Here is a 23,524-nt window from a genome sequence, read left to right on the forward strand (position 1 = left end):
GGCTTTTTACTGCCTGCTCGGAGCAACCCGGTCTTACTGGATCTCTTCCGGCTTGACGATCACCCAGTTCTGGTCCGCCGTCACCGTCAGACCTTCCTTTTTCTGGGCTTCGGCATTGCTCTTGATCATGCCGTTGAGCTGGTTCATGTACTTGTCCTTGCGGTTGACCCACAGGTGTACGCCACCCTTGGCCACGTCGACGCTGTGGAACAGCATGTAGCCATCGCTGGACGGGGTGTCGCCACCGACCAGTACCGGTTTTTTCCACTGGTCGATATAGGTCAGGATGGCCGCCTGCTTGCCGGCCATCCAGGTCGCCGGGGTCCACAGGTACGGAGTCAGTTCCAGGCCGAGGTTGGCCTTCTCGTCATACTTGCCGGCGCTGATCTGCTTGCGCGCGGTGGTCAGCTCGCCGGTCTTGCGGTCCTTGAGCAGGGTGGTCACACCGATCACGTTCTGCGGCTTGACGTTGTAGCCATACTTGGGATCGGCCGCGACCATGCGCACCAGTTCCTCGGAGGCGGCGGTCATCACGTAGACCTCGATACCGTTCTCCATCAGCTTGTTGTACAGCTCGACCTGGCCGGCGAAGACCTTCGGCGGCTGCACCTCGATGTTCTTCACCACATCGCCATCGTAATAGGTGCTCGGCACCGGCTTGCCCGACGCCATCAGTTCGTCGACGTAGCCCTTGAGCTCCTTGAGGGTGAAACCGGAGAACACCTGGGCCACCCACGGGTAGCAGACCATGTCGTCGATTTCGCAGAGGCGGTAGTAGTAGCTGAACAGGCTTTCCTTGTGGTCGGCGGTGTCCTTGAACGGGATCAGCTTCAACGACGGGTCCAGGGTATCGCGGGTGATCAGCCCCTTGTTCTCCATGTACGGCAGCAGCGACTCTTCCAGGTCATAGCGGTAACTGGTGTTGTCCATGTCGAACACCGCGAAATTACCCTTGTTGGCATTGGCGGCGATCATCGCCTCCAGTTTCTTGGCCTGATCCTGCGGCCAGTGCTTGAGCTCGGTGGCATAGGCCTGGCCGGCAAGGCCCAGGCAGAGTGCGGCGGCGAGGAGTTTGGGGGCGAATTTCATGGGCGGGATCTTCCTGGATGAAAGTCTGTGACGCTAACAAATCCGTGTGACAGTTCTCATCCGAGGACGACCGCCCGCGTCCTGATCCCGCCACCGGCATACGCCCCAGCGTCATCAGCTTATTCCAAAAGCGACAGTCGACATTCCATTTAGATATTAAATCTATATATATCAAGCTGTTAGGCTGAACGGTTCACAATCACCGCCCCAGAGTGATTGGCACTCATTGTTTCCGGAGTCTTCATGAACCTGCCGCTGATTCTCAATCTGCTGGTGTTCCTCGCCCTGTTGCTGGGCCTGGCACAAACCCGCCATACCTCCTGGAGCCTGGCCCGCAAGGTGTTGTTCGCCCTGGCCCTGGGCGTGGCGTTCGGCATTGGCCTGCATACCGTCTACGGCGACGGCAACCCGGTGCTCAAGGCCTCCATCGCCTGGTTCGACCTGGTGGGCAACGGCTACGTGCAGTTGCTGCAGATGATCGTGATCCCGCTGGTGTTCGCCTCGATCCTCAGCGCCGTGGCCCGCCTGCACAATGCCTCGGCCCTGGGCCGGATCAGCTTCCTGACCATCGGCACGCTGCTGTTCACCACCGCCATCGCCGCGCTGATCGGCATCCTGCTGACCAACCTGTTCGGCCTGAGCGCCGAAGGCCTGGTGGCCGGTACCCAGGAGATGGCCCGCCTGCAGACCATCCAGAGCGACTACGCCGGCAAGGTCGCCGACCTCAACGTGCCGCAACTGCTGCTGTCGTTCATTCCACAGAACCCCTTCGCCGACCTGGCACGGGCCAAGCCGACCTCGATCATCAGCGTGGTGATCTTCGCCGCCTTCCTCGGCATCGCCGCCCTGCAACTGCTCAAGGATGACGTGCAAAAAGGCCAGAAGGTGATCGACGCCATCGACACCCTGCAGGCCTGGGTAATGCGCCTGGTACGGGTGGTGATGAAGCTCACCCCCTACGGCGTGCTGGCCCTGATGACCAAGGTGGTGGCCGGTTCCAACCTGCAGGACATCATCAAGCTCGGCAGTTTCGTGGTGGTCTCCTACCTCGGCCTGGGGCTGATGTTCGTGGTCCATGGCCTGCTGCTGTCACTGGCCGGGGTCAACCCGCTGCGCTTCTTCCGCAAGGTCTGGCCCGTGCTGACCTTCGCCTTCACCAGCCGCTCCAGTGCCGCGAGCATCCCGCTGAGCATCGAGGCGCAGACCCGTCGCCTGGGAGTTCCACAGTCGATCGCCAGCTTTGCCGCCTCGTTCGGTGCGACGATCGGTCAGAACGGCTGCGCCGGCCTGTACCCGGCGATGCTGGCGGTGATGGTGGCACCGACTGTCGGCATCAACCCGCTGGACCCACTGTGGATCGCCACGCTGGTGGCCATCGTCACCCTGAGTTCGGCGGGCGTGGCCGGCGTCGGTGGTGGCGCGACCTTCGCCGCGCTGATCGTGCTGCCGGCGATGGGCCTGCCGGTGTCGCTGGTGGCGCTGCTGATCTCGGTGGAACCGTTGATCGACATGGGCCGTACCGCGCTGAACGTGAGCGGCTCGATGACCGCCGGCACCCTCACCAGCCAGATGATGAAGCAGACCGACAAGCGCCTGCTGGATGCCGATGAGCATGCCGAGCTGGCACAGGCCTGATCAGCCCTTGCAGGAAGTACTGATCGTTCCCACGCTCCGCGTGGGAACGCTGCCGGTGACGCTCGGCGTCACCACGCCCAGCAACTCAGACCCGCTCCCACACCTCGAAGCTGAACGCCGGCTTGTCGCCCTCCGCCGGATGCGGCTCGTCGGAAACCCGCTGCCACAGGTTCAGGTCGAATTCCGGGAACCAGGCATCGCCCGCCGGGCTCAGGCCGACCCGGGTCAGGTACAGGCGATCGGCCTGCTCCAGCCCCTGGGCATACAGCTGCGCCCCACCGATCAGCATCAGTTCACTGACGCCCTGCTCCAGCGCCCACGCCTCGGCCCGCACCAGCGCGGCCTCCAGCGACGGGAACACCTCGGCACCTTCCAGCTGCAGCCCGGACTGGCGGCTGACCACCAGGTTCAACCGCCCCGGCAACGGCCGACCGAGGGAGTCCCAGGTCTTGCGCCCCATGATGATCGGCTTGCCCAGGGTGGTGGCCTTGAAATACTTGAAATCCGCCGGCAAATGCCAGGGCATGCTGTTGTCGACGCCGATCACGCGGTTTTCCGCGAGGGCCGCGATCAGGCTGAGGGGAAGTTTGGTTTTCATGCCGAAGAGGATACCCGACACCCGGGTGCAGGCACTAGCCGCAGCGGTTATGCTTCTGGCCCTCCCCCGCAACAGGATGGCGTGTGACTGAACCGACTCCCCTGCAACGCCTCTGGCTGACCGAAACCGTGCGCCTGCGCGAAGAACAGGCCGGGCCACTGGAAGACCTCGAAGCCAATCGTCGCGCCCGCGCAGCCGGTGGCGACCTGGCGACCCGCATCCAGCACCGCGCGCTCTGGCTCGCCGAGCGCGACGGCCAGCTCGCCGCCCTGCACCACTGGTTGCAGGGTGCGCGCCTGGCCCTGCTGCTGCTCGCCGTACTGGTGATCCTCAGCGGCGCCGGGCTGGCCTTCGCCGCCCTGGGCAACGGCCAGTTGCCGGTCAACGTGTTCTGGGCCCTGGGCAGCCTGCTCGGGCTGAACCTGCTGCTGTTGGCGAGCTGGGCCCTGGGCCTGCTCTTCGCCGGCGGTCACGGCGCCAGCCTGGGCCGACTGTGGCTGTGGCTCAGCGAGAAACTCGCCCGCGATGCCCAAACGGTCCAACTGGTGCCGGCGCTGGTGCTCCTGCTGCAACGCCGACGCCTGAACCGCTGGGCCATCGGCGTGGTCGTCCACGGCCTGTGGCTGCTGGCCCTGGCCTGTGCGCTGGTGGTGCTGCTGACGCTGCTTGCCACCCGGCGCTACGGCTTCGTCTGGGAAACCACCATTCTCGACGGCGACACCTTCGTCGGCCTGACCCAGGGCCTCGGCGCCCTGCCCGCGCTGCTGGGTTTCAGCGTACCCGGCGAGGCCATGATCCGCGCCAGCGGCAATGCCGCCCTCGACCTGGAAAACGCCCGCCAGGCCTGGGCCGGCTGGCTGGTCGGGGGCTGCTGGTCTATGGCCTGCTGCCCCGCCTGCTGCTGGCGCTGCTGTGTCTATGGCGCTGGCGCAGCGGTGTGCGCGCACTGGCACTGGACCCGAACCTGCCCGGCTACGCCCACCTGCGCGAACGCCTGATGCCCAGCAGCGAACGCCTGGGCATCCACGATGCCGCGCCCGCGCAGTTGCCCAATGCCGAGGCCGGAGTGACCGACCAGGACAGCGCCGGCGCCTTGCTGGTGGCCGTCGAACTGGACGACAAGCGCCCCTGGCCGCCCGCCCTGCCGAAGGATGTCCGCGACGCCGGAATTCTCGACAGCCGCGAATCCCGGCAGAAACTGCTCGAACAATTGACCCGTTTCCCGCCGGCCCGCCTGGCGATCGCCTGCGACCCACGGCGCTCGCCGGATCGCGGCAGCCTCGCGCTGATCGCCGAACTGGCCCGCAGTGCCGCCGCCACCCGCGTCTGGCTGTTGCAGGCACCGCCCGGCCAGGCGCTGGACGCCGACCGCCTCGGCGACTGGCACAACGCCCTGCAACAGCTCGAGCTGCCGTTCGCCGACAGCGCTCCGCTCATCTGGCTGGAGACCGGCCATGACTAAGCCGCTGAAACTGGCCGTGGTCGGCCACACCAATGTCGGCAAGACCTCCCTGCTGCGTACGCTGACCCGGGACGTCGGCTTCGGCGAAGTCTCCCATCGCCCCAGCACCACCCGCCACGTCGAGGGTGCGCGGCTGTCGGTGGACGGCGAACCGCTGCTGGAGCTGTACGACACCCCCGGCCTGGAAGACGCCATCGCCCTGCTCGACTACCTCGAACGTCTTGACCGGCCTGGCGAGCGCCTGGACGGCCCGGCCCGCGTCAACCGTTTTCTCGACGGCAGCGAGGCCCGGCAGCGTTTCGAACAGGAAGCCAAGGTGCTGCGCCAGTTGCTGGCCTCGGATGCCGGACTGTACGTGATCGATGCCCGCGAGCCGGTACTGGCCAAGTACCGCGACGAACTGTCGGTGCTCGCCAGTTGCGGCAAACCGCTGCTGCCGGTGCTCAACTTCGTCAGCAGTGCCACCCAGCGTGAGAACGACTGGCGCCAGGCCCTGGCCCGCCTGGGGTTGCACGCACTGGTGCGCTTCGACAGCGTCGCACCACCGGAGGACGGCGAGCGCCGCCTCTACGAAAGCCTCGCGCTGTTGCTGGAAGGTTCCCGGCCGCAGCTGGAACGCCTGGTCCATGACCTGCAAGCGCAACGCCAGGCACGCCGGCAAGGCGCCAACCGGCTGATCGCCGAATTGCTGATTGACTGCGCCGCCTGCCGGCGCCAGGTGGCCGGCGATGCCACGGCAGAAAGCAACGCCATCGCCGAACTGCGCCAGGCGGTGCGTCAGCGCGAGCAACGCTGCGTCGAGGCGCTGCTCAAGCTCTACGCCTTTCGCAGCGACGACGCGACCGCCAGCGACCTGCCGCTGCTCGACGGGCGCTGGGGCGACGACCTGTTCAACCCGGAAACCCTCAAGCAACTGGGCGTGAAGGTCGGCGGCGGGATTGCCGCCGGCGCCGCAGCGGGAGCCGGCGTCGACCTGCTGGTCGGCGGCCTGACACTCGGGGCCGCCGCCCTGGCCGGCGCCATTGCCGGCGGTGCCCTGCAGACCGCCCGCGGCTACGGCAACCGCCTGCTCGGCAAGCTCAAGGGCCAGCGCGAGCTGACGCTCGACGACAGCGTGCTGCGCCTGCTCGCGCTACGTCAGCGGCAATTGTTGCTGGCACTGGAGGCCCGGGGGCATGCGGCGCTGGAGCGCATCCAACTGGCAGCGCCCGCCGACACGACCTGGCGCGAAGGCAAGCTGCCGCCCGCCCTGCACAAGGCACGGGCCCACCCGCAGTGGTCATCGCTGAACCCGCAACCGAAGCTGAGCCAGGCCGAACGCCAGGAGCAGATCGAGACGCTGCAGCAAGACCTGTAACGGCGGCTCACTCGGGCGCCACCGACGGCCAGCCACCCCCCAGGCTCTTATACAGGGCGATGCGGTTGGTGGTCTGCGACAGGCGCACGCGGACCAGCGTCTGCCGCGCGCTGTTCAAGCCGCGCCGGGCGTCCAGTACTTCGAGATAACTGCTCAACCCGCCTTCGTAGAGCCGTTGCGCCAGCTCGGCCCGCCGCGCCTCGTTGTCCACCAGACGCTGCTGCGCAGCGAGCCGGGCCGCCAGCGGGCGACTCGAACCCAGAGCGTCGGCCACCTCGCGAAACGCCTGCTGGATCACCCGCTGATACTCGACGAGGGCAATCTCGCGCTGGGCCCGGGAAAGATCAAGCTGGGAAAAGCGTCGCCCCATGTCGAAAAGCGGCAGATCCAGCTGCGGGCTGAACGACCACTCCCGGGCCTGACCGGAAAACAGCTGGCCCAGTTGTGGACTGCTCAGGCCGAACAGCCCGGTCAGGCTGATACTCGGCAGAAAGGCCGCGCGGGCCGCGCCGATATGCGCATTGAACGCCCGCAGGCGGGCCTCGGCGGCACGAATATCGGGGCGCCGCAGCAACAGATCCGAGGGCAGCCCCGGCGCGACTTCACTCAGCATCGATGACGTATCGCCCGCCCGGCCCGCCAGCCGGTCGCCATCGACGGCCGCACCCACCAAAAGCTCCAGCCTGTTCAGCGACAGGCTCAGCTCCCGTTGGGTCTGGGCCAGCTCGGCCTCCAGGCTCAGCACCAACGCATCGGCCTGGCGCAGCTCCAGTTCGTTCGCCAGGCCCAGCGCCTGGCGACGACCGATCAGACGCGCTGCGGCCCGGGCCTGCTCCAGGGACGCCTGGCTCTGTCCGCCCAACTCGACGTGGGCCAGGTATTCGTAAAACGCCGCCGCCACCTCGCCCACCAGGCCGAGCTGGGCACTCAGGACATCTTCCCGGCTCGCCGCCAGACGCTGGCCGGCCGCCTCGCGCAGGGCCCGGACCCGCCCCCACAGATCCAGCTCGAAGGCCGTGAGCCCAAGCCGGAAATGCCCCTGCTCGCGCACCAGCGACTGACCGCTGGGCGAATCGAGCGCCGAAACACCACGCCTCTGCGTCCCCGCATTGATGCCCAGTGCCGGCCACTGATCGGCCCGGGCCACACCGTGCAGCGCCCGCGCCTCATCGACACGCAACACCGCCAGACGCACCTCGCGGTTATGCTCCAGGGCCTGCTCGATCAGCCCCTGCAACTCGACATCGGCGAACATCACCCGCCACGGCGGCAACTGCGCCTCGTCATCCGTAGACTCCCGCCAGCGCTCGGCCACCGGCAATACGGGCGGCTCCTGCTTGGGGACCAGCGAGCAGCCAGCCAGCCCCACGACCCAGGCCGCCAGCAGTGCTCTGCCGATATTCACCGGGAACCACGCCGAAGCAGTTCGGCGGGCAGGCTCGCCAGCCTTTGCGCCGGGCCCTGCTGCCGCTGGAAAAATGCCTCCATGCGTGACAGGTAGAACCAGTCTTGCGGTGACTCCAGCAGAAAGCGCTCGATCGCCCTGGCCCACGACACCTGCATCTGTGCCGCCGGCGCACTGGCAACCCATTCGATCAGGTGCAACTGCCCCGGTCCGCCCAACTGCACCCGATGCCCCGCCAACAGCACATCGCATCCCAGCTTCGCGGCGAGGAACATCGGCCCCTTGACGAACTGCGCCGCGCGCCCGAACAGGTGGCCCCCGGTCGGCTCGCCGCTGCGCAGGCCTCCCATGCTCACCGGCAGGTCGGCGAAGATGATCACCCGGTCGCCGCGGCGGATCGCCCGTGCCAGCGCCAGCGCCGTGCCCGGGGCCCGGCTGTCGAGAATATCCACCTGGTGCCCGAAGGCCTCCAGGCTCTTGAGCGATGAGCGGGTGAGTTCGTCGTTGAAATTCCAGATGGGAATGACGAACCGCGTCGCCTCGGCGTGACGCTCCACCAGGCAGGCCACCGCCATCCAGTATTCGCCGGTATGGGCCAGCACCAGCAATGGAGCCGAGCGCGCCCAGATCCCATGGGGATCGACCCAGGCGATCGAACGAATCCACGCCCGCAACCGAACCGGCCGATGACGCGGGTACAGGTGCTCCACCAGCGCACATTGCAGCCTGATCGCACTGTGGCGACAGGCCCGCTCCCGGCATTCGTCCGGCTCCAGCCCGAACAGGGCCAGGTTCTGCAGGCTGCGCGGGTAGGCGGGCCCCCGCCAGGCCACCGGCAGCCGCGCCAGCAGTGCCGGAACGACCGGCAAGCCCACGCGCACGCCCCATCGACCCAGGCAACGGGCGGCCCCCTGAGCAACGCTTCGCGCAAGCGCCTGCGCAGGCCCAGCCACAGCAACCAACCGCGCATCGACCAACGCGACCGCCATTGCGTCATGTCCGACGCCTGCCCAGGGGCCGCAGGCTGCCCTGGCGCATCAGCCAGATCTGGTCGCAGGCCAGGGCCACCGCACGGTCATGGGTCACGATCACGCACAACATCGGCAAACGGCGGATGGTCTCGATGATCACATCCCGGGCGCCGGGGTCCAGATGCGAGGTGGGTTCGTCGAGCAGCAACAGCTCCGGCCGCCGATAGAGTGCCCGGGCAATCAGCAGGCGCTGTTTCTGCCCGGACGACAATTGCACCCCCATGCTCCCGACCAGGGTGTTGAAGCCATTGCTCAGGCCAAGGATGCTGTCGAGCAGCCCGGCCTGTTCGACGCAAGCCTTCAGGTGCGCGGCGTCGCTGCCGTTGCTGTCCATGACGATGTTCTCCAGTACCGAGCCGGCAATGATCTCGTCATGGGCCGTGACATAGGCCACACATCGGCGATAGCGCCGCAGGCCGAACTGGCGCAGGCTCAGGCCATTGATGCGCAGTTGCCCGGCATCCAGCGGATAGAACCCGGCCAGTACCTTGAGCAGGGTGCTCTTGCCGCAGCCCGAAGGGCCGAAGATGGCGATCCGCCGGGCAGCCCCCGCCAGTTGAAAATGCAGGTGCTCGAAGGTCGGCCGGTCGAACGAGCTGTAGCGAAAGCACGCGTCGTCCAGGCGAACCCTGCGCAGGGCCTGACCCGACTCCAGGGGGCCTGCGCTGTAGACGCTGGACTCGGTCGGTTCGGCCGCCTCGTCGACGATATCGTCGATCCGCCGCAGCTCCACCGTCACCAGGCGCAGCCCCATATAGCGGTCGACCACCTTCAGCGCGCAGCCCATGAACATGTCCTTGTAGAGCACGAAGGCGAACAGGTCGCCGACGCTGTTCTCGCCGTTGAGCACCGCCAGTGCGCCCAGGGCGCTGACCAGCAGCGAGTGCCCATGGGAAAGACCCTCGTGCACCACCTGGTTCATCGCCTGCAGGCGTTGGACGCTGGCCCGGGCGATCTCGGTGTCGGTGTGCTGGTTGCTCCAGTTCGCCAGGCGTACCGCTTCCTGGTTGTAGAGCTTGACCGACTCGATGCAGTCGAGGGTCCCCAACAGGGTCACGTTGCGCGCCGTCTCGGCTTCGATGGAGCGCTGGTGGTCGCGCTCCATCATCGGCAGGGTCAGGCCGCGTACCATGAAGAACAGCAGGCACAACAACAGCGACAGCAACGCCAGTTGCACATTGACCAGCCCCATCAGCAGCAGGAAGGCCAAGCCGAACGCCAGGTCGATGGCAATGTCCATCCAGCCGGCGGTGAAGGTCAGGAAAACCTTGTCGGTCGCCTGGGTACGCCGCAGGATATCGCCCGCCGCACGGCGCTCGAAGTAACTGGCCGGCAGCCGCAGCAGCCAGGCGATCACCCCGGTGGAGAGGTCCTGACTCAGGGCGATGCGCAGGCGGGTGTCGAGCACCGCCCGCAACCAGGCGGCGACCGTCTTGAACAGGAATATCCCGCCGAACACGTAGAGGATCAGGAACAGCAGGTCCTGGTCGTTCTTCGTCACCACCTCGTCCACCGTCAGCGAGAACAACTTCGGCGCGGCGATCGCTCCCAGATAGCCGAGCACCGACAACAGTCCCATGGGCAGCAGGTAGCGCCACAGCCAGGGGTTGCGGGACAACACCCCGGCGACACCGAACACCGCCGGCGGACGGGCCTCGATCCGCGTGGTGAAGGCCAGGCCGGGGACCATCTCCAGGGCGACGCCACTGAACATCGACAACGCCTCCTCCCAGCGGTAGAAACGCCGCCCCACCGCCGGGTCGACGATGTGTACGCCCTTGGCGCCAGCCGACTGCAGCACCACGAAGTGCATGTTGTGCCAGAACAGGATCGAGGGCGTGCGCAACTGCCGGAGCCCCTTGAGCGGGAGCCTGAGGGGGCGACAGGCGAAGCCCAGCGCCTCGCCGACCCTGATCATCTGGAACAGCGACATGCCATCCCGGGCGACCCGATAGTCCCGACGCAGTTGCCTCAGGCTCAGGGCCTTGCCGTGATAACCGGCGACCATGGCGATGGAGGCCAGGCCGCATTCGGATATTTCATCCTGGAAAATCACCGGGACCCGCCCACGCCAGCCATGCCGCGCACGGGCCAGGGCATCACGCAGCACCTGGGTGAAGCGGCTCATGCCGCCTTGTCCGCTTGACGCAGGTAATCCGGGTTGCCTTCAAACCCGCGCAGCACCGGCAGGAACAGCCACTGCATCAGGCTGAGCCGTTCCAGGCGCAACGAGCCGCTGAGGGTCATGCCGTCCTTGAGCCACTCGCGATGGATACGGGTACGCGGGTCGCTGAAGTCCAGTTGCACCTCGGCCAGGTAGGCCGGCCCCGGGTCACGATCCTCGCCACCGGCACCGGGTGCGGGCTCCAGATAGGTACTGGCACTGCTGTGAACGATATGCCCGCGGATCACACCATAGCGGGCATAAGGAAAGGCATCGACCCTGACGATGACCTCGGTGCCGGCGGTAGCGAAACCGATCGCCGCCGGGCTCACCGACAACAGCACCCGGGGGGCCTCCTGCGCCCCACCGGCGATGCGCAGCAGCATCATCGGCTGGCCGCCCTGGGCGCGCGCGCCGGGGAACACCGAAACGGCATCGACCACGCCGTCGACCGGGGACAACAGTACGTACTCCTGGCTCTTGCCCAAGGCTTCCAGGCGTTCGCTGAATTCATGGCGCTGGCGGGCCAGTTCGCTGAGCCGGCGTGTCAGCTCGTGCTCGGCCTCCTGGGCACGCTGCTCCAGTTCCAGTATGCGCTGACGGGCGCTGGCCTGGGCGAGGTCGTTGTTGGCCAGGTCCTGGATCGCCGCCTCGTGCCGCACGATCGCCTCGTTCAGTGCCGCTGCGGACACCGCACCCTCGGCACTCAGGCGCTCGTGGCGCTGCTGGTTGTCCAGGGCGATGCGCACGCGCCGCTGGATCGAGCGCTTGATGGTTGCCGTCAGTTGCAGATCCTTGTGCAGTTGCGCGATCTGCAACTGCAACGAGCGCTGGCCGGCCTGATGGGATTCGCGCGCCCGGGTCTCGTCGCGGGCGACGTCCCGCAGCAGGTTGTCCAGGCGCTCCGCACTCTGCCGGGACATGGGCCGGGTGCCGTCTTCATCGAGGTTTTCCGGCTCCAGGGCGCGGATGCGCACCAGCGGCTGATCCTTGCTCACCGACTCGCCGGCCTGCACCAGCACCTCGCGGATATGGGCCGGTCGTTCGCTGGTGATACGCACCACATCGCGGGTCTGCACCCTCCCCGGCACATCCTCCTTGCGCGCATAGTTGCCCAGCAGCAGCAACGTGATGGCGGCCATGAAGAACACCGCGACCAACCAGGCGAACAGCAGTGGCGCGAAGGCTCCCCGGGGCGCCACCTTTCCCAACTCAAGCATGACAGGACCCGTGCGGATCGCGGCGCATGCGGCCGCGTCAGAAAGAACGGCCAGGCCCATTACAGAACCGGGCCTGGCCCACTGCCAAAAGCCGTGGTGCCGTGACGTAGGGGGTGACACAAGGAGCGGTAGGGATCGCTGGCGACCGAACGGCCAGTCAATCTTCATCCGCCCCGTTCAGGAGCCAAGCCTCGATCATTCGGCGATGCCCAAGACAGGCTTGCTCAGTTGCTGTATTTCTCCGTGACTCCCTTGAACGACTCATAGGCCACATCGATCAACAAGCCGAGCTCCGCGAGAAGACCCGAACCACGAACCTCCTCCGTCTGCTCAAGGGTCATTTCCTGCACGGTGACATCTTCAGTTTGAGTATTGCTCATGAGTAACCTCGACTTGTTTGAGAATGAGGCGGCATGGGGCGACAGGAAAGGCCTCCTGCCTGCCCGAATACCGCAAGGCCCGCGGGTCTGGAACCTTGGCAGGCCATGGGCACATTTTCAGCGAGGCGACTGCGGCGGGATATCCGAAGATTCAACCATCTAACAGAGCAAAGACCTACACATACCTACAGACACATCTTCCAGCCAAGTAGGAAGCAAGGCAAAACCCTACAGTCCCAGCAGACTGGCCGCCTTGGCCCGCAGGATTTGCAGATCCAGCACAGGCACGCCTTCGAGCTTGGCCTGTTCATCCCACTGACGCATGCGCAGGCTCAAGTCGCACAGGGGGTCCTGCGCGAAGTCGGTGGCCTCCTGCAGGGTCATCATCCCACCCTGGTACTCCAGCGTTCGCCGACTGGCCTGGCTCAGACGCTCGTAGTACCCGGGCTCGACCAGGGTCAGATAACGCTTGGCCTGTACGTGATACTCCACCAACCGCGCCAGCCGCTCGCTGAACCCGGCACGACGCAGATAGTCCGCGCCCAGGCGTTCGTGGCTGGCGATGCCATAGCCGCCCATGCTCCGGTCCGCCGCCGTCGGCCGTGGGCAGATATGCCCGATGTCGTGGAAGAACGCCGCCAGTACCACTTCGTCGTCGCAGCCTTCGGCCATCGCCCGCTGTGCGGCCTGGGACATGTGCTCCAGTTGCGAAACCGGCTCGCCGATGTAGTCGGCGCTGCCGAACTGCCGGTAGAGGCCGAAGACCTCGTCCAGCACCTGTTCGACCCGGCTCATCGGCTCTCTCCCAGCAAGGTGGCGATATTGGCCTCGGCCATGGCCGGGCCGACGCTCATGCCGACACCGGTGTGCATCAGCGCCGCGTGCACGCCGGGCGCGGCCTGCAGGAACGAGAACGGGCCCGGCCCCTTGGCACCGTAGACGCCCTGCCAGCGCTCGAGCACCTGGACCTTGCAACCGAGGGTGTGCTCGGCCAGTTCCAGCATCCAGTTATCCACCTGTTCGGCATTGAACGGCGACGGATCGCTGCCGTAGTGATGGGAATCGCCGATGATCAACTCGCCATGGGGTGTTGGGCTGATCAGCAGGTGGATGCCGTGCTCCTGCAGGTGCGGGCTTTCGTGCTGGATCTGCGCCCGGATCGCCGCCGCTTCCGGCAGATCGGCAAAGGCGCCGTAGTGCACGCAACTGAGACCGGTCAGCACGGCGTGTTGCAGGTCCAAACCGCTGGGCAACGGGCGGGCGCGGAGCATCTGCAGGCGGCAGATGCTCGGCTGCAGGGTCGCCAGCGACTCGGCCAGCAGGGTCTGGTAGTCGTGGCCCGAACAGACCACGATCTGCGTGCCGCGGAAGGTTCCCGCGGTGCTGTGCAACTGGCCGGACTCGACCTCGCGGATCAGGGTCGAGAAGTGGAATTCGACGCCCAGCTCGCGACGCAGGTAGTCGATCAGCGTCGGGATCGCCTCGCGGGAATACAGTTGCTGGTCATCCAGGCCGTGCAGGGTGGCGCGATGATGGCTGAACTGGCCGCCGTGCAGGTCGGCCAGGGCCCGCCCCTGCAACAGTTTCACCCGGTAGCCGTGCTCGCGGGCCCGGCCGGCGCAGAAGGCTTCCAGCAGGTGTTCCTCGGCTTCGCTGCGGGCGAACAGGTAGCTGCCGTTGCGCTTGAGTTCGAAACCGGCGTGCTGCGACCAGTGGCCCCAGATCTCGCGGCTGGCGCGGGCCAGGTCGAGCATGACGCCTGGCGGCTGGCCGGTGACCAACGCCTGGCCGAAATTGCGGATCGACGCGCCCAGGGGCGTGGCGCTGCGCTCGAAGACCCGGACCTTGAGGCCGCGGCGGGCGGCGGCATAGGCGTGGGACAGGCCGAGGATACCGGCGCCGACGATGAGGATGTCGCTGTGATAGGTCATGAAGGGTCCTGAAGCAATGGCCAGGTTGATCGCTCCCACGCTCCGCGTGGGAATGCAGCCCGTGACGCTGTGCGTCACAAGAGCGGACGCCGAGCGTCCAGAGAGGCGTTCCCACGCGGTGCGCGGGAACGATCGAAGGTTCGGGCTCGGCCAGGGACTTACTGGGCAACCTTCTCCGACTTGCCGTCATAGCGCTTGCGCCATTCGGCCAGGATCTCGTCGCGGTGCTTCGAGGCCCAGGCGAAGTCGTTCCTGATCAGGCGCTGTTCGTAGTCGGCCGGCAACTCGGTCTGTGGCTTGGCGATCCCCGGCTGGGCCAGCACGGCGAAGTTTTCCTTGTACAGCGCCATGGCCGCCGGGCTGGCGGAGAAGTCGGCCAGTTTCTTCGCGGCCTCTTCATGGGGAGTGCCCTTGATCACCGCCGTCGCTTCGATCTCCCAACCCAGGCCTTCCTTCGGCAGGACGATGTCCAGCGGCGCCCCCTGGCGCTTGAGTTGAATGGCCGGGTATTCGAAGGAAATGCCGATCGGGAACTCACCCGCCGCCGCCAGTTTGCAGGGCTTGGAACCGGAGTGGACGTACTGGCCGATGTTCTGGTGCAGGTCATCCATGTACTGCCAGCCCTGCTTCTCGCCGAAGGTCTGCAACCAGGCGCTGACATCGAGAAAACCGGTGCCGGACGAGGCCGGGTTGGGCATGACGATCTTACCCTTGTACTCGGGTTTGGTCAGGTCCTGCCAGCTCACCGGCTTGTTCAGGTGCTGCTTCTGCGCCTCGACGGTGTTGAAGCAGATAGTCGCGGCCCAGACGTCCATGCCGACCCAGGCCGGCGGGTTGGCCGGATCGCGGTAGTGGTCACCGATCTTGCCCAGGTCCTTCGGTGCATAGCTCTGCAGCATGCCCTGCTGGTCGAGGATCGCCAGGCTCGACGCGGCCAGGCCCCACACCGCATCGGCCTGTGGCCGGGCCTTCTCGGCCAGCAGCTTGGCGGTGATGATGCCGGTGGAATCACGCACCCACTTGATGCCGATATCCGGGTTGGCCTTCTCGAACGCGTCCTTGTAGCTCTTGAGCTGCTCGGCTTCGAGGGCGGTATAGACGGTCAGTTCGGTCTTCGCCGCGAAGGCGTTGAGGCTGAACAGCGAGAGGACGGCGGCGGCAAGGGTCAACGGCTTGAACATGATGCGGTTCCTTGAGGTGTAGGGCTGGGCTGGTGGACGGATCAATGGCCGGGCACGCTCTGCCGCCAGGCCTGGGTACGGCGCAGCAAGCCGCGCGAGGCCCAGGCCAGCAGCAGGGACACGCCCGCCGAGGTGAACAGGATCAGGGTCGACATGGCCGCCGCGCCGCCGACGTTGCCGACGTCGTCCATGTTCAGCACGGCGACCGCGGCGAGGATGGTGTCGGGGCTGTAGAGGAAGATCGCCGCCGACACCGTGGTCATCGCCGAGACGAACAGGTAGCGGATGATGTCCAGCACGGCCGGCAGGCAGATCGGCAGCGTGACCCGAAGGTAGTGCCGGTACAGCGGCGTCCCGAGCGACAGCGCGGCGGCCTCGAACTCGCCGTCGAGCTGGCGCAGGGCGGTGGTCGCGGTCATCTGCGCGGTGGTCAGGTAGTGGGCGATGGTGCACACCACCAGCAGGGTCATGGTCCCGTAGAACACATGCAGCGGGTTGCCGACGAGGTTGAAGAAGAACACGTAGCCCAACCCCAGGACCAGGCCCGGCACCGCCATCGGCACGAAGCTGAGCAGGCGCAAGGCCACGTTCAGGCCGCGCTGGCCGCGGGTCTTTTCCATCAGGTAGGCACCGCTGAAGATCAGCGCGCTACCGATCAGCGCGGTGCACAGGGCCAGGGTCAGGCTGTTGCGATAGGCCAGCCAGCCACCACCCGCCGTCTCGTCAAAGCGGTAGTGGCTAAGGGACAACGACAGGTTGTACGGCCAGAATTTCACCAGCGACGAATACACCGCCATGCCGAACACCAGCAGCAGCGCGGCGCAGATCAACAGCACGATCACCAGGTAACACGAATCCCGCGCCGGGCTGCGCAACGGCTGGAACACCTGGGCCCGACCGCTCATGGCATCGCCCTGGCGCCGTCGCAGCCAGGTATCGACGGCAAAGCTCAGCAGCGCCGGTAGCAGCAGGATCATGCCGATCAGCGCGCCACGCCCGAACTGCTGCTGGCCGACCACCGCCTTGTAGGCTTCCAGCGCCAGCACCTGGTAATCGCCACCCACCACCACCGGCACGCCAAAGTCGGTGATGGTCAGGGTGAACACCAGGCACAGGGCGGCAAACACCGCCTGCCGGGTCGCCGGCCAGGTGATGCTGCGGTAGGCCTTCCATGGGCTGGCCCCCATGCTCGAAGCGGCGTCGAACAGCCGCGCATCGGCCAGTGACAGCGCCGACAGCAGGATCATCAGCGCATGGGGAAAGGTGTAGATGACTTCACCGAGGACGATGCCCCAGAAACCGTAGATGTTGTCCGCCAACAGGCCGCGTAGCAGGCCCTGGTTGCCGAACAGGTAGACCAGGGCGATCCCCGGCAGCATCGAGGGCGCCATCAGCGGCAGCAGCGACAGGCCGCGCCAGAGGGTCTTGCCGGGAATCAGCGTGCGTTGCAGGGCATAGGCGAACAGGTAGGCCAGCGGTACGACGATCGCCGCGACGCTGATGGAAACCTTGAGGCTGTTGCCCAGCAGCCAATGGAAGTTGTCGCTGCCCAGCAACTCCCGCGCGGCGAGCCAGCCACCGCCCTGCCCGGCCTCGTTGCTGAAGCCGCGCCAGAAGATCGCCAGCAGCGGCAACAGCACCGCGACAGCCAGCAGGCCGAGCCAGAGCAGTTTGCCGCCGACCACGAACAGTCGATCCCCGAGGTCGCCGCGCCTGGCCGCCGGGGTCGATTGGCGCGGCAGCGCCAGGCCGATTGGCGCGGCCATCTCAGGCGAACACCTGGAGGCTGCGCGGGGGCAGCGCGACCCAGATATCCGGCGAGCCCAGGCGCGGCATGTCCTGCGGACCGACTTCGGCCAGAAGCGGATGGCCGGGCAGTTCGTTGAGTTCGAAGCTCATGCGGCAGCGATTACCGAGGAAGGTGATTTCCCGCACCCGCGCGGCGAACAGGTTTTCCTCATGCACCGGCGGGTTGACGCTGATCGACTCGGGGCGGCAGAACAGCCGACCGGAGCCGGCCCGCGGAGCCCCGTCGGCCAGGCGCAATTGCAGGGTGCCGACCTGGGCATGCCGGGTGCTGCGCTGCTGGAACGGCAGCCAGTTGCCCTGGCCGACGAACTCGGCGACGAACGGGGTGGCCGGCCTGTCGTAGATGTCCTGGGGCGTGGCGTACTGCTCGACCTTGCCGTTGTTCATCACGGCGATGCGGTCGGCCATCAGCATGGCCTCATCCTGATTGTGGGTGACCATCAGCGTGGTCACGCCGAGGCTGCGCTGCAGCTGGCGCAACTCGCTGCACAGGTGCTCGCGCACCCGGGCGTCGAGGGCCGACATCGGCTCGTCGAGCAACAGCAGCGACGGTGCCGGCGCCAGGGCGCGGGCCAGCGCCACGCGCTGCTGCTGACCGCCGGAGAGCTGGCCGGGATACTTCTTCTCGCTGCCGGCCAGGCCGACCAGTTCGAGCATCTGCGCAACACGCTGACGCACTTGGTCACGGCTACTGCCGCTCAGGCCGTAGGCGATGTTGGCCTCCACGGTCAGGTTGGGGAACAGCGCGTAGGACTGGAACAGGATGCCGTAGTCACGGGCCTGAGGCGGCAGTTCGGAAACATTGCGCTCGCCGAGGAACAACTCGCCATCGTCCTGGCGCTCGAGGCCGGCGATGCAGCGCAGCAGAGTGGTCTTGCCGCAACCCGACGGCCCCAGCAGGCATACCAGCTCGCCGGCGGCGACGTCGAGGGAGACGTTCTCCAGTGCGGCAAAGGCGCCGAAGCGCTTCTGCACACCACGGACTTTCAGCGCGGCACCGGGGTTGACCGGGGCGTGGGCAATCGGGTGGTTCATGGACAGACCTCATCAAGCAGATGAAGGTCATGCTAGGCAGCCAATGCGTACGTCGTGTGGCAATAAGGCAAAAGCTGCCGATAGTGGTATTGGTGGATTTGGGTAGGATAAGGACTACGCAGATCTTGATCGTTCCCACGCTCTGCGTGGGTATGCAACCCGTGGCGCTCCGTGTCACAAGAGCGGACGCCGAGCGTCCTCGCAGGTGTGCCCACGGGGGCCGAGGGAACGATGGGATAGTGATGGGGTGTCTGGACTGGCCCTTTCGCGGATAAATCCGGCTCCCTCAGTTTCCGGCGCCCATCAGTCAGAGCGGCGCCATCTCCTGCGCCAGGCCCAGGAAGGCCGCCGGCAGGCGCGCCGACTTGCGCTCCTTGAGGCAATACAGGTACTCCGGGATCTGCGGCGCGTTCTCGATGGTCAGCACCCGCAACTGTGGGTCATGGGGCACCTCCTGGCGGGCAATGATGCTGATGCCGATGTTGCGCAACACCGCCTCGCGGATCGACTCGCGACTGCCGATTTCCAGCAGCGGCCCATGACTGACCCGTGCCTCGCGCAACAGCTCTTCGGTCAGTTGCCGGGTGGTCGAACCCGCCTCTCGCATCAGCAGGCAGTACCCGGCCAGCGCGCTCAAAGGCACATGGTCATGAATCGCCAGCGGATGATTGCGATGCACCGCCAGCACCAGCGGGTCGCTGCCCAACACCCGGCGGATCAGCCGCGGGTCCTCGAGCAGTTGCGACGAGGCGGCGACATCGACCCGGTATTCCTCCAGCGCCTCCAGGACCTGCTGGGAATTGCCGATCTCCATCGACACCTCGACCTGGGGCAGGCGCTCGCGAAACGCCTTCACCAGATCGAGGATGTAGTACGGCGCGGTCGCGGCGATGCGCAAGGCGCCCTGCACCTGGCCGCTGTTGCGCAGGAAGAACTCGATATCGGCCTCCTGCTGCAGCAGCGCCTTGACCATCGGCAGCAGCCGCGCGCCGTCCTCGCTGACACTCAGTCGGCGGCCGCCGCGATAGAACAGCTCGACCGAGTACTGGCTCTCCAGGTGACGGATCTGAGTGGTGACCGTGGGCTGGCTGAGGCCGAGTTTCTTCGCCGCCAGGGTGATGCTGCCCAGGCGGGCGACCATGTAAAACGCCTTCAGCTCCGCACTCAGCACATCACTCTCTCACCATCTATTTGCGCAACAGGCGCAAGCCATTGAATACCACCAACAGGCTGACGCCCATGTCGGCGAACACCGCCATCCACATGGTCGCCATACCGAAGAAGGTTACCGCAAGAAAGACCGCCTTGATGACCAGCGCCAGGGCGATGTTCTGCCTGAGGATACCCGCAGTCTGCCGTGACAGGCGAATGAAGGCAGGAATCTTGCGCAGATCGTCGTCCATCAGGGCGACATCGGCGGTTTCGATGGCGGTATCGGTGCCGGCCGCCGCCATGGCGAAACCGATCTCGGCGCGGGCCAGCGCCGGCGCGTCGTTGATGCCGTCACCGACCATGCCGACCCGATGCCCCTTGGCGTACAAGGCCTCGATGGCCTGCAGCTTGTCGGTCGGCAACAGGTCGCCGCGGGCCTCGTCGATGCCCACCTGGGCGGCGATCGCCTTGGCCGTGTGCGGGTTGTCACCCGTGAGCATGAGGGTCTTGATACCCAGCTCGTGCAACTGACGAATGGCTTCGCGGCTGCTGTCCTTGACCGTGTCGGCCACGGCGAACAACGCCAGCGGGCCGGAGCGGTCGAGCAACAGCACGACCGTCTTGCCCTGCTCTTCCAGGGCAAAGAGTTTTTCCTCCAGTGCCGGTGAGCACAGGCCCAGCTCTTCCACCAGCCGATGGTTGCCCAGGTGATAGCGCTGGCCGCCAATGTCGCCACGGACGCCACGCCCGGCCAGGGCTTCGAAGGCCTCGACCTCACGCAGTTCGAGCTGCCGGTCCCGGGCATCGCGGGCGATCGCCAGGGACACCGGGTGGTCGGAGCGCGCCGCCAGGCTGGCGGCGATCGCCGGGGCCGTCTCGCGGTGCGGCGCTTGCAGCGGCAGGAAGTCTGTCAGTACCGGCTTGCCGTGGGTGATGGTGCCGGTCTTGTCCAGCGCCAGATAGTCGAGTTGATGGCCGCTTTCCAGATAGACTCCGCCCTTGACCAGGATGCCCTTGCGCGCTGCCGCTGCGAGGCCGCTGACGATGCTCACCGGCGTCGAGATCACCAGGGCGCAAGGACAGGCCACCACCAGCAGAACCAAGGCCCGGTAGATCCAGTCGAACCAGGCACCCGCCATGAACAGCGGTGGAATCACCGCCACGGCCAGGGCCAGGGCGAATACCGCCGGGGTGTAGACCTTCGAGAAGCTGTCGACGAAACGCTGGGTCGGTGCCCGCGCGCCCTGGGCCTGCTCCACCGCATGGATGATCCGCGCCAGGGTCGAATTGCCCGCTGCCGCCGTTACCCGATAGTCCAGGGAACCGGCCTGGTTGATGGTGCCGGCGAACACCTTGTCGCCAGGATTCTTCTCGACCGGCAGGCTTTCGCCGGTGATCGGCGCCTGATCGACACTGGAAGTCCCATAGACCACCTCACCGTCCAGGCCGATGCGCTCACCGGGCCGGACCCGCACCAGAGCCCCGGGTTCGACGCGCTTGACCTCGACCTCCACCCAGTTGCCCTCCGCCTGGCGCACCGTGGCCGTTTCCGGGGCCATCTGCATCAGGCCGCCGATGGCGTTGCGCGCGCGGTCCAGCGAACGCGCCTCGATCAGCTCGGCAATGGTGAACAGGAACATCACCATCGCCGCTTCCGGCCACTGTCCGATCAGTACGGCGCCGGTCACGGCGATGCTCATCAGCGCATTGATGTTCAGGTTGCGGTTCTTCAGGGCGATCCAGCCCTTCTTGTAAGTGCCCAGGCCGCCGCTGAAGATCGAGACCAGTGCGACGATGGCCACCACCCAGGTGGGCGCGGCGTTGGTGAAGTGGATCACTTCTGCAGCGAGGGCGCCCACTCCGGAAACCACCAGCGGCCACCAGGGTTTCCTTGCCGGAGGCTGGCTGGCGGCCTGCTCGCTCGCACCCTCTTCCAGCGGCTCGGCCTGCATGCCCAAAGACTTGATCGCCTCGACGATCGGGGTGGTCGACGGCAGGTCATGGGTCACGCCGAGAATCCGGTTGATCAGGTTGAACTCCAACTGCTGGATGCCCGCCAGCTTGCCCAGCTTGTTCTGGATCAGCGTCTGTTCGGTCGGGCAATCCATGGCTTCGATGCGGAAGCGGCTCAGGCGGCTATCGACACGGGGGCCATTGCCGAGCGTGACCAGGGCCGGGGCTTCGGCGGCCGAACAGCAGCTGTGGGAATGCCCGCCGTGATCGTGGGCATGGCCGGCTTTCACTGGCTGCAGCGGCTTGCAGGCGCCCTGAGCCGGTTTATCGGCATGGCCGTGATCGTGACCAGCATGCTGATGGCCAGTGCCGGAGGTGGGCTCGAAGGTGCGCGAACAGCAGGAGCCGCCGTGCTCGTGCGTGTGCGGGTGGTCGTTGCCAGGCTGGCGCGGGGTGTGGATGGAGTCGCTCATGGGATACGTCCCTGAAAGGTGCCTGTTGCCAAGTGAACACCCTGTAGCCACTATAGGGTCAAGCACCCTTTTGGGAGATCCGGCGATGAAGATTGGCGAACTGGCGAAACTCACCGACTGCCAGGTGGAAACCATCCGTTACTACGAGAAGGAAAACCTGCTGCCGGAACCGGCGCGCAGCGAAGGCAACTACCGCCTGTACACCCAGGCTCATGTCGAGCGCCTGACCTTCATCCGCAACTGCCGCAGCCTGGACATGACCCTGGAGGAGATCCGCAGCCTGCTGAGCCTGCGCGACAGTCCCCAGGACCAGTGCGAGAGCGTGAACGCGCTGATCGACGAGCACATCCACCACGTCAAGGCGCGGATCGACGGACTGCTGGCGTTGCAGGCCCAGTTGCTGGACCTGCGCCAGCGCTGTGGCGGCGGGCCGGAGGCGGAGCAGTGCGCGATCCTGCAGCGGCTGGAGGTCAGCGGCAGCGTGGTGCCGACCGAAGTGGAGCACTCACATGTGGGCAGGAGTCACGGGCACTGACCACCCACACCGGCGCTTTCGCGGATACATCCTGTTCCCACGGTGTCGTGGCGCACCCAGGATCTGCCTGAAGCACGATCATCGCAGGAACAACAGGGAGCGCCAGCCGCAAAGCCAGGCGCTGCTTAGACCGCCATCGGCGCCGTCAGGGGCGCATGGTGCTGATAGCCTTCCAGGCTGAAGTCGCTCGGTTCGACCTTCTCCAGCCATTCCGGCTCGTACTTGCCGGTCCTGGCGAACTCCGGCACCCGCTCGGCAATCACCAGCTTCGGCATCGGGAACGGCTCGCGGGCGAGCTGTTCGTTGAGCATGTCCAGGTGGTTTTCATACACATGGGCATCGCCGATGAAATAGGTGAACCAGCGCGGCGTGTAGCCGGTCAGGCGGCCGATCAGGCTCAGCAGGGCCGCGCCCTCGGTCAGGTTGAACGGCGTGCCCAGACCCAGGTCATTGGAGCGGATATAGAGGGTCAGGGAGATTTCCTTCGTCTCGACATTCGGGTGGAACTGGTACAGCAGGTGGCACGGCGGCAGGGCCATTTCATCCAGTTGCGCGCAGTTCCAGCCGTGGAACAGGATGCGCCGGCTGCCCGGGTCCTTGATGATGGTGTCGACGCACTGGCGTACCTGGTCGATCGCCTTGTACAGCACCACATAGGCCTGGCCGTCCTCCTCGCCCTGGGCGATCTGCCGGTAGCCCTGGGCCAGGGTCTGCTCGATGGCCGCGCGATTGCTCGCCGGAATCTGCTTGTAGGCCGGCCACTTGCGCCACTGCACGCCGTAGATCTCACCGAGGTCGTCATCGCCCTGGCGGAACGGGTTGGCCAGCCACTGGGCGTTCTCGTTGGCGTTCTGGTCCCAGACCTTGCAACCCAACGCACGGAACTCGGCGGCGTTGTTCACCCCGCGCAGAAAGCCGCACATCTCGCCGATGGCGGACTTGAAGGCCAGCTTGCGGGTGGTGATCGCCGGGAAACCTTCCTTGAGGTCGTAACGCAGCATCGCGCCGGGAAAGCTGATGGTGTTCACACCGGTACGGTTGGCCTGCTTGGTGCCGTTCTTGATGACATGGGCGACCAGATCGAGATATTGCTTCATGAGTTACCTGCATCCTT

At 66.2% G+C, this 23,524-nt stretch carries 18 protein-coding genes and 1 pseudogene; 4 read left to right on the top strand and 15 right to left on the bottom strand.

What is annotated here, in order from left to right; all coding sequences use genetic code 11:
* Positions 1 to 33 precede the first annotated feature (33 nt).
* Positions 34 to 1,089 carry an HAD family hydrolase gene (locus ACZ5KU_RS29715; RefSeq protein WP_054063552.1) on the bottom strand — a complete coding sequence of 352 codons (1,056 nt, stop codon included), beginning with the start codon at positions 1,087 to 1,089 and terminating at the stop codon, positions 34 to 36.
* Positions 1,090 to 1,332: 243 nt separating this feature from the next.
* Between ACZ5KU_RS29715 and ACZ5KU_RS29720 the strand changes: the two genes are divergently transcribed.
* On the top strand, positions 1,333 to 2,724 hold the full coding sequence (locus ACZ5KU_RS29720) for an L-cystine transporter (RefSeq protein ID WP_273823314.1): 1,392 nt from the start codon (positions 1,333 to 1,335) through the stop codon (positions 2,722 to 2,724).
* A gap of 85 nt (positions 2,725 to 2,809) precedes the next feature.
* On the opposite strand, the gene ACZ5KU_RS29725 is transcribed toward ACZ5KU_RS29720, so the two are convergent.
* Entirely contained in the window at positions 2,810 to 3,322 is a 513-nt protein-coding gene (locus ACZ5KU_RS29725; protein WP_416770877.1) for a dihydrofolate reductase, read from the bottom strand.
* A gap of 83 nt (positions 3,323 to 3,405) precedes the next feature.
* Here ACZ5KU_RS29725 and ACZ5KU_RS29730 point away from each other — a divergent pair.
* Together ACZ5KU_RS29730 and ACZ5KU_RS29735 are read left to right on the top strand one after the other, a co-directional pair.
* Positions 3,406 to 4,784: pseudogene (locus tag ACZ5KU_RS29730) on the top strand (DUF2868 domain-containing protein).
* Positions 4,777 to 6,141 (top strand): GTPase/DUF3482 domain-containing protein, encoded by a 1,365-nt coding sequence (locus tag ACZ5KU_RS29735; RefSeq protein WP_416770881.1) that lies wholly within the window; start codon positions 4,777 to 4,779, stop codon positions 6,139 to 6,141. Before ACZ5KU_RS29730 ends, ACZ5KU_RS29735 begins: the two are co-directional and overlap by 8 nt.
* 7 nt (positions 6,142 to 6,148) lie before the next feature.
* On the opposite strand, the gene ACZ5KU_RS29740 is transcribed toward ACZ5KU_RS29735, so the two are convergent.
* From ACZ5KU_RS29740 to ACZ5KU_RS29795, 12 genes are all read right to left on the bottom strand, one after another.
* The gene (locus ACZ5KU_RS29740; protein ID WP_464736615.1) at positions 6,149 to 7,546 is read right to left on the bottom strand and encodes an efflux transporter outer membrane subunit; all 1,398 of its coding nucleotides are present in this window, start codon (positions 7,544 to 7,546) and stop codon (positions 6,149 to 6,151) included.
* On the bottom strand, positions 7,543 to 8,421 hold the full coding sequence (locus ACZ5KU_RS29745; RefSeq protein ID WP_464736616.1) for a lysophospholipid acyltransferase family protein: 879 nt from the start codon (positions 8,419 to 8,421) through the stop codon (positions 7,543 to 7,545). The genes ACZ5KU_RS29740 and ACZ5KU_RS29745 overlap by 4 nt, the downstream gene beginning before the upstream one ends.
* Before the next feature lie 118 nt (positions 8,422 to 8,539).
* A complete protein-coding gene (locus ACZ5KU_RS29750; protein WP_464736617.1) occupies positions 8,540 to 10,705 on the bottom strand; it encodes a peptidase domain-containing ABC transporter in 2,166 nt (721 codons plus the stop codon).
* Entirely contained in the window at positions 10,702 to 11,961 is a 1,260-nt protein-coding gene (locus ACZ5KU_RS29755) for an HlyD family secretion protein (RefSeq protein WP_273823307.1), read from the bottom strand. The genes ACZ5KU_RS29750 and ACZ5KU_RS29755 overlap by 4 nt, the downstream gene beginning before the upstream one ends.
* Before the next feature lie 224 nt (positions 11,962 to 12,185).
* Positions 12,186 to 12,341 (bottom strand): hypothetical protein, encoded by a 156-nt coding sequence (locus tag ACZ5KU_RS29760; RefSeq protein ID WP_160319861.1) that lies wholly within the window; start codon positions 12,339 to 12,341, stop codon positions 12,186 to 12,188.
* A 228-nt stretch (positions 12,342 to 12,569) separates the two neighbouring features.
* On the bottom strand, positions 12,570 to 13,136 hold the full coding sequence (locus tag ACZ5KU_RS29765; RefSeq protein WP_054059378.1) for a phosphonate degradation HD-domain oxygenase: 567 nt from the start codon (positions 13,134 to 13,136) through the stop codon (positions 12,570 to 12,572).
* Positions 13,133 to 14,272: a TIGR03364 family FAD-dependent oxidoreductase gene (locus tag ACZ5KU_RS29770; protein WP_464736618.1), complete on the bottom strand. Its 1,140-nt coding sequence runs from the start codon at positions 14,270 to 14,272 to the stop codon at positions 13,133 to 13,135. Before ACZ5KU_RS29770 ends, ACZ5KU_RS29765 begins: the two co-directional genes overlap by 4 nt.
* A gap of 158 nt (positions 14,273 to 14,430) precedes the next feature.
* The gene (locus ACZ5KU_RS29775; protein ID WP_464736619.1) at positions 14,431 to 15,453 is read right to left on the bottom strand and encodes a putative 2-aminoethylphosphonate ABC transporter substrate-binding protein; all 1,023 of its coding nucleotides are present in this window, start codon (positions 15,451 to 15,453) and stop codon (positions 14,431 to 14,433) included.
* 41 nt (positions 15,454 to 15,494) lie between these two features.
* Positions 15,495 to 17,219 carry a putative 2-aminoethylphosphonate ABC transporter permease subunit gene (locus tag ACZ5KU_RS29780; RefSeq protein WP_464736620.1) on the bottom strand — a complete coding sequence of 575 codons (1,725 nt, stop codon included), beginning with the start codon at positions 17,217 to 17,219 and terminating at the stop codon, positions 15,495 to 15,497.
* A 1-nt stretch (position 17,220) separates the two neighbouring features.
* Positions 17,221 to 18,297 carry a putative 2-aminoethylphosphonate ABC transporter ATP-binding protein gene (locus tag ACZ5KU_RS29785; RefSeq protein WP_054063561.1) on the bottom strand — a complete coding sequence of 359 codons (1,077 nt, stop codon included), beginning with the start codon at positions 18,295 to 18,297 and terminating at the stop codon, positions 17,221 to 17,223.
* A 307-nt stretch (positions 18,298 to 18,604) separates the two neighbouring features.
* Positions 18,605 to 19,468 carry a LysR family transcriptional regulator gene (locus ACZ5KU_RS29790; RefSeq protein WP_054058655.1) on the bottom strand — a complete coding sequence of 288 codons (864 nt, stop codon included), beginning with the start codon at positions 19,466 to 19,468 and terminating at the stop codon, positions 18,605 to 18,607.
* Positions 19,469 to 19,484: 16 nt separating this feature from the next.
* The gene (locus ACZ5KU_RS29795) at positions 19,485 to 21,875 is read right to left on the bottom strand and encodes a heavy metal translocating P-type ATPase (RefSeq protein ID WP_464736621.1); all 2,391 of its coding nucleotides are present in this window, start codon (positions 21,873 to 21,875) and stop codon (positions 19,485 to 19,487) included.
* 85 nt (positions 21,876 to 21,960) lie between these two features.
* Here ACZ5KU_RS29795 and cadR point away from each other — a divergent pair, with 85 nt between their 5' ends.
* Complete coding sequence (cadR, locus tag ACZ5KU_RS29800; RefSeq protein WP_054058654.1) at positions 21,961 to 22,410, top strand: Cd(II)/Pb(II)-responsive transcriptional regulator; 450 nt, start codon at positions 21,961 to 21,963, stop codon at positions 22,408 to 22,410.
* Between the two features lie 125 nt (positions 22,411 to 22,535).
* Here the strand turns inward: cadR and ACZ5KU_RS29805 are convergent, their stop codons facing one another.
* Positions 22,536 to 23,507, bottom strand: a complete 972-nt coding sequence (locus ACZ5KU_RS29805) for a thymidylate synthase (RefSeq protein WP_054063564.1) — start codon at positions 23,505 to 23,507, stop codon at positions 22,536 to 22,538.
* Positions 23,508 to 23,524 lie beyond the last annotated feature (17 nt).

It is taken from the genome of Pseudomonas sp. Tof1 (assembly GCF_055390395.1).

Coding starts and splice junctions, on each gene's coding strand:
- ACZ5KU_RS29805 (WP_054063564.1), bottom strand. CDS start 23,507: ATGAAGCAATATCTCGATCTGGTCGCCCATGTCATCAAGAACGGCACC.
- ACZ5KU_RS29795 (WP_464736621.1), bottom strand. CDS start 21,875: ATGAGCGACTCCATCCACACCCCGCGCCAGCCTGGCAACGACCACCCG.
- ACZ5KU_RS29725 (WP_416770877.1), bottom strand. CDS start 3,322: ATGAAAACCAAACTTCCCCTCAGCCTGATCGCGGCCCTCGCGGAAAAC.
- ACZ5KU_RS29780 (WP_464736620.1), bottom strand. CDS start 17,219: ATGGCCGCGCCAATCGGCCTGGCGCTGCCGCGCCAATCGACCCCGGCG.
- ACZ5KU_RS29750 (WP_464736617.1), bottom strand. CDS start 10,705: ATGAGCCGCTTCACCCAGGTGCTGCGTGATGCCCTGGCCCGTGCGCGG.
- ACZ5KU_RS29760 (WP_160319861.1), bottom strand. CDS start 12,341: ATGAGCAATACTCAAACTGAAGATGTCACCGTGCAGGAAATGACCCTT.
- ACZ5KU_RS29775 (WP_464736619.1), bottom strand. CDS start 15,453: ATGTTCAAGCCGTTGACCCTTGCCGCCGCCGTCCTCTCGCTGTTCAGC.
- ACZ5KU_RS29720 (WP_273823314.1), top strand. CDS start 1,333: ATGAACCTGCCGCTGATTCTCAATCTGCTGGTGTTCCTCGCCCTGTTG.
- ACZ5KU_RS29715 (WP_054063552.1), bottom strand. CDS start 1,089: ATGAAATTCGCCCCCAAACTCCTCGCCGCCGCACTCTGCCTGGGCCTT.
- ACZ5KU_RS29735 (WP_416770881.1), top strand. CDS start 4,777: ATGACTAAGCCGCTGAAACTGGCCGTGGTCGGCCACACCAATGTCGGC.
- ACZ5KU_RS29765 (WP_054059378.1), bottom strand. CDS start 13,136: ATGAGCCGGGTCGAACAGGTGCTGGACGAGGTCTTCGGCCTCTACCGG.
- ACZ5KU_RS29785 (WP_054063561.1), bottom strand. CDS start 18,297: ATGAACCACCCGATTGCCCACGCCCCGGTCAACCCCGGTGCCGCGCTG.
- cadR (WP_054058654.1), top strand. CDS start 21,961: ATGAAGATTGGCGAACTGGCGAAACTCACCGACTGCCAGGTGGAAACC.
- ACZ5KU_RS29755 (WP_273823307.1), bottom strand. CDS start 11,961: ATGCTTGAGTTGGGAAAGGTGGCGCCCCGGGGAGCCTTCGCGCCACTG.
- ACZ5KU_RS29770 (WP_464736618.1), bottom strand. CDS start 14,272: ATGACCTATCACAGCGACATCCTCATCGTCGGCGCCGGTATCCTCGGC.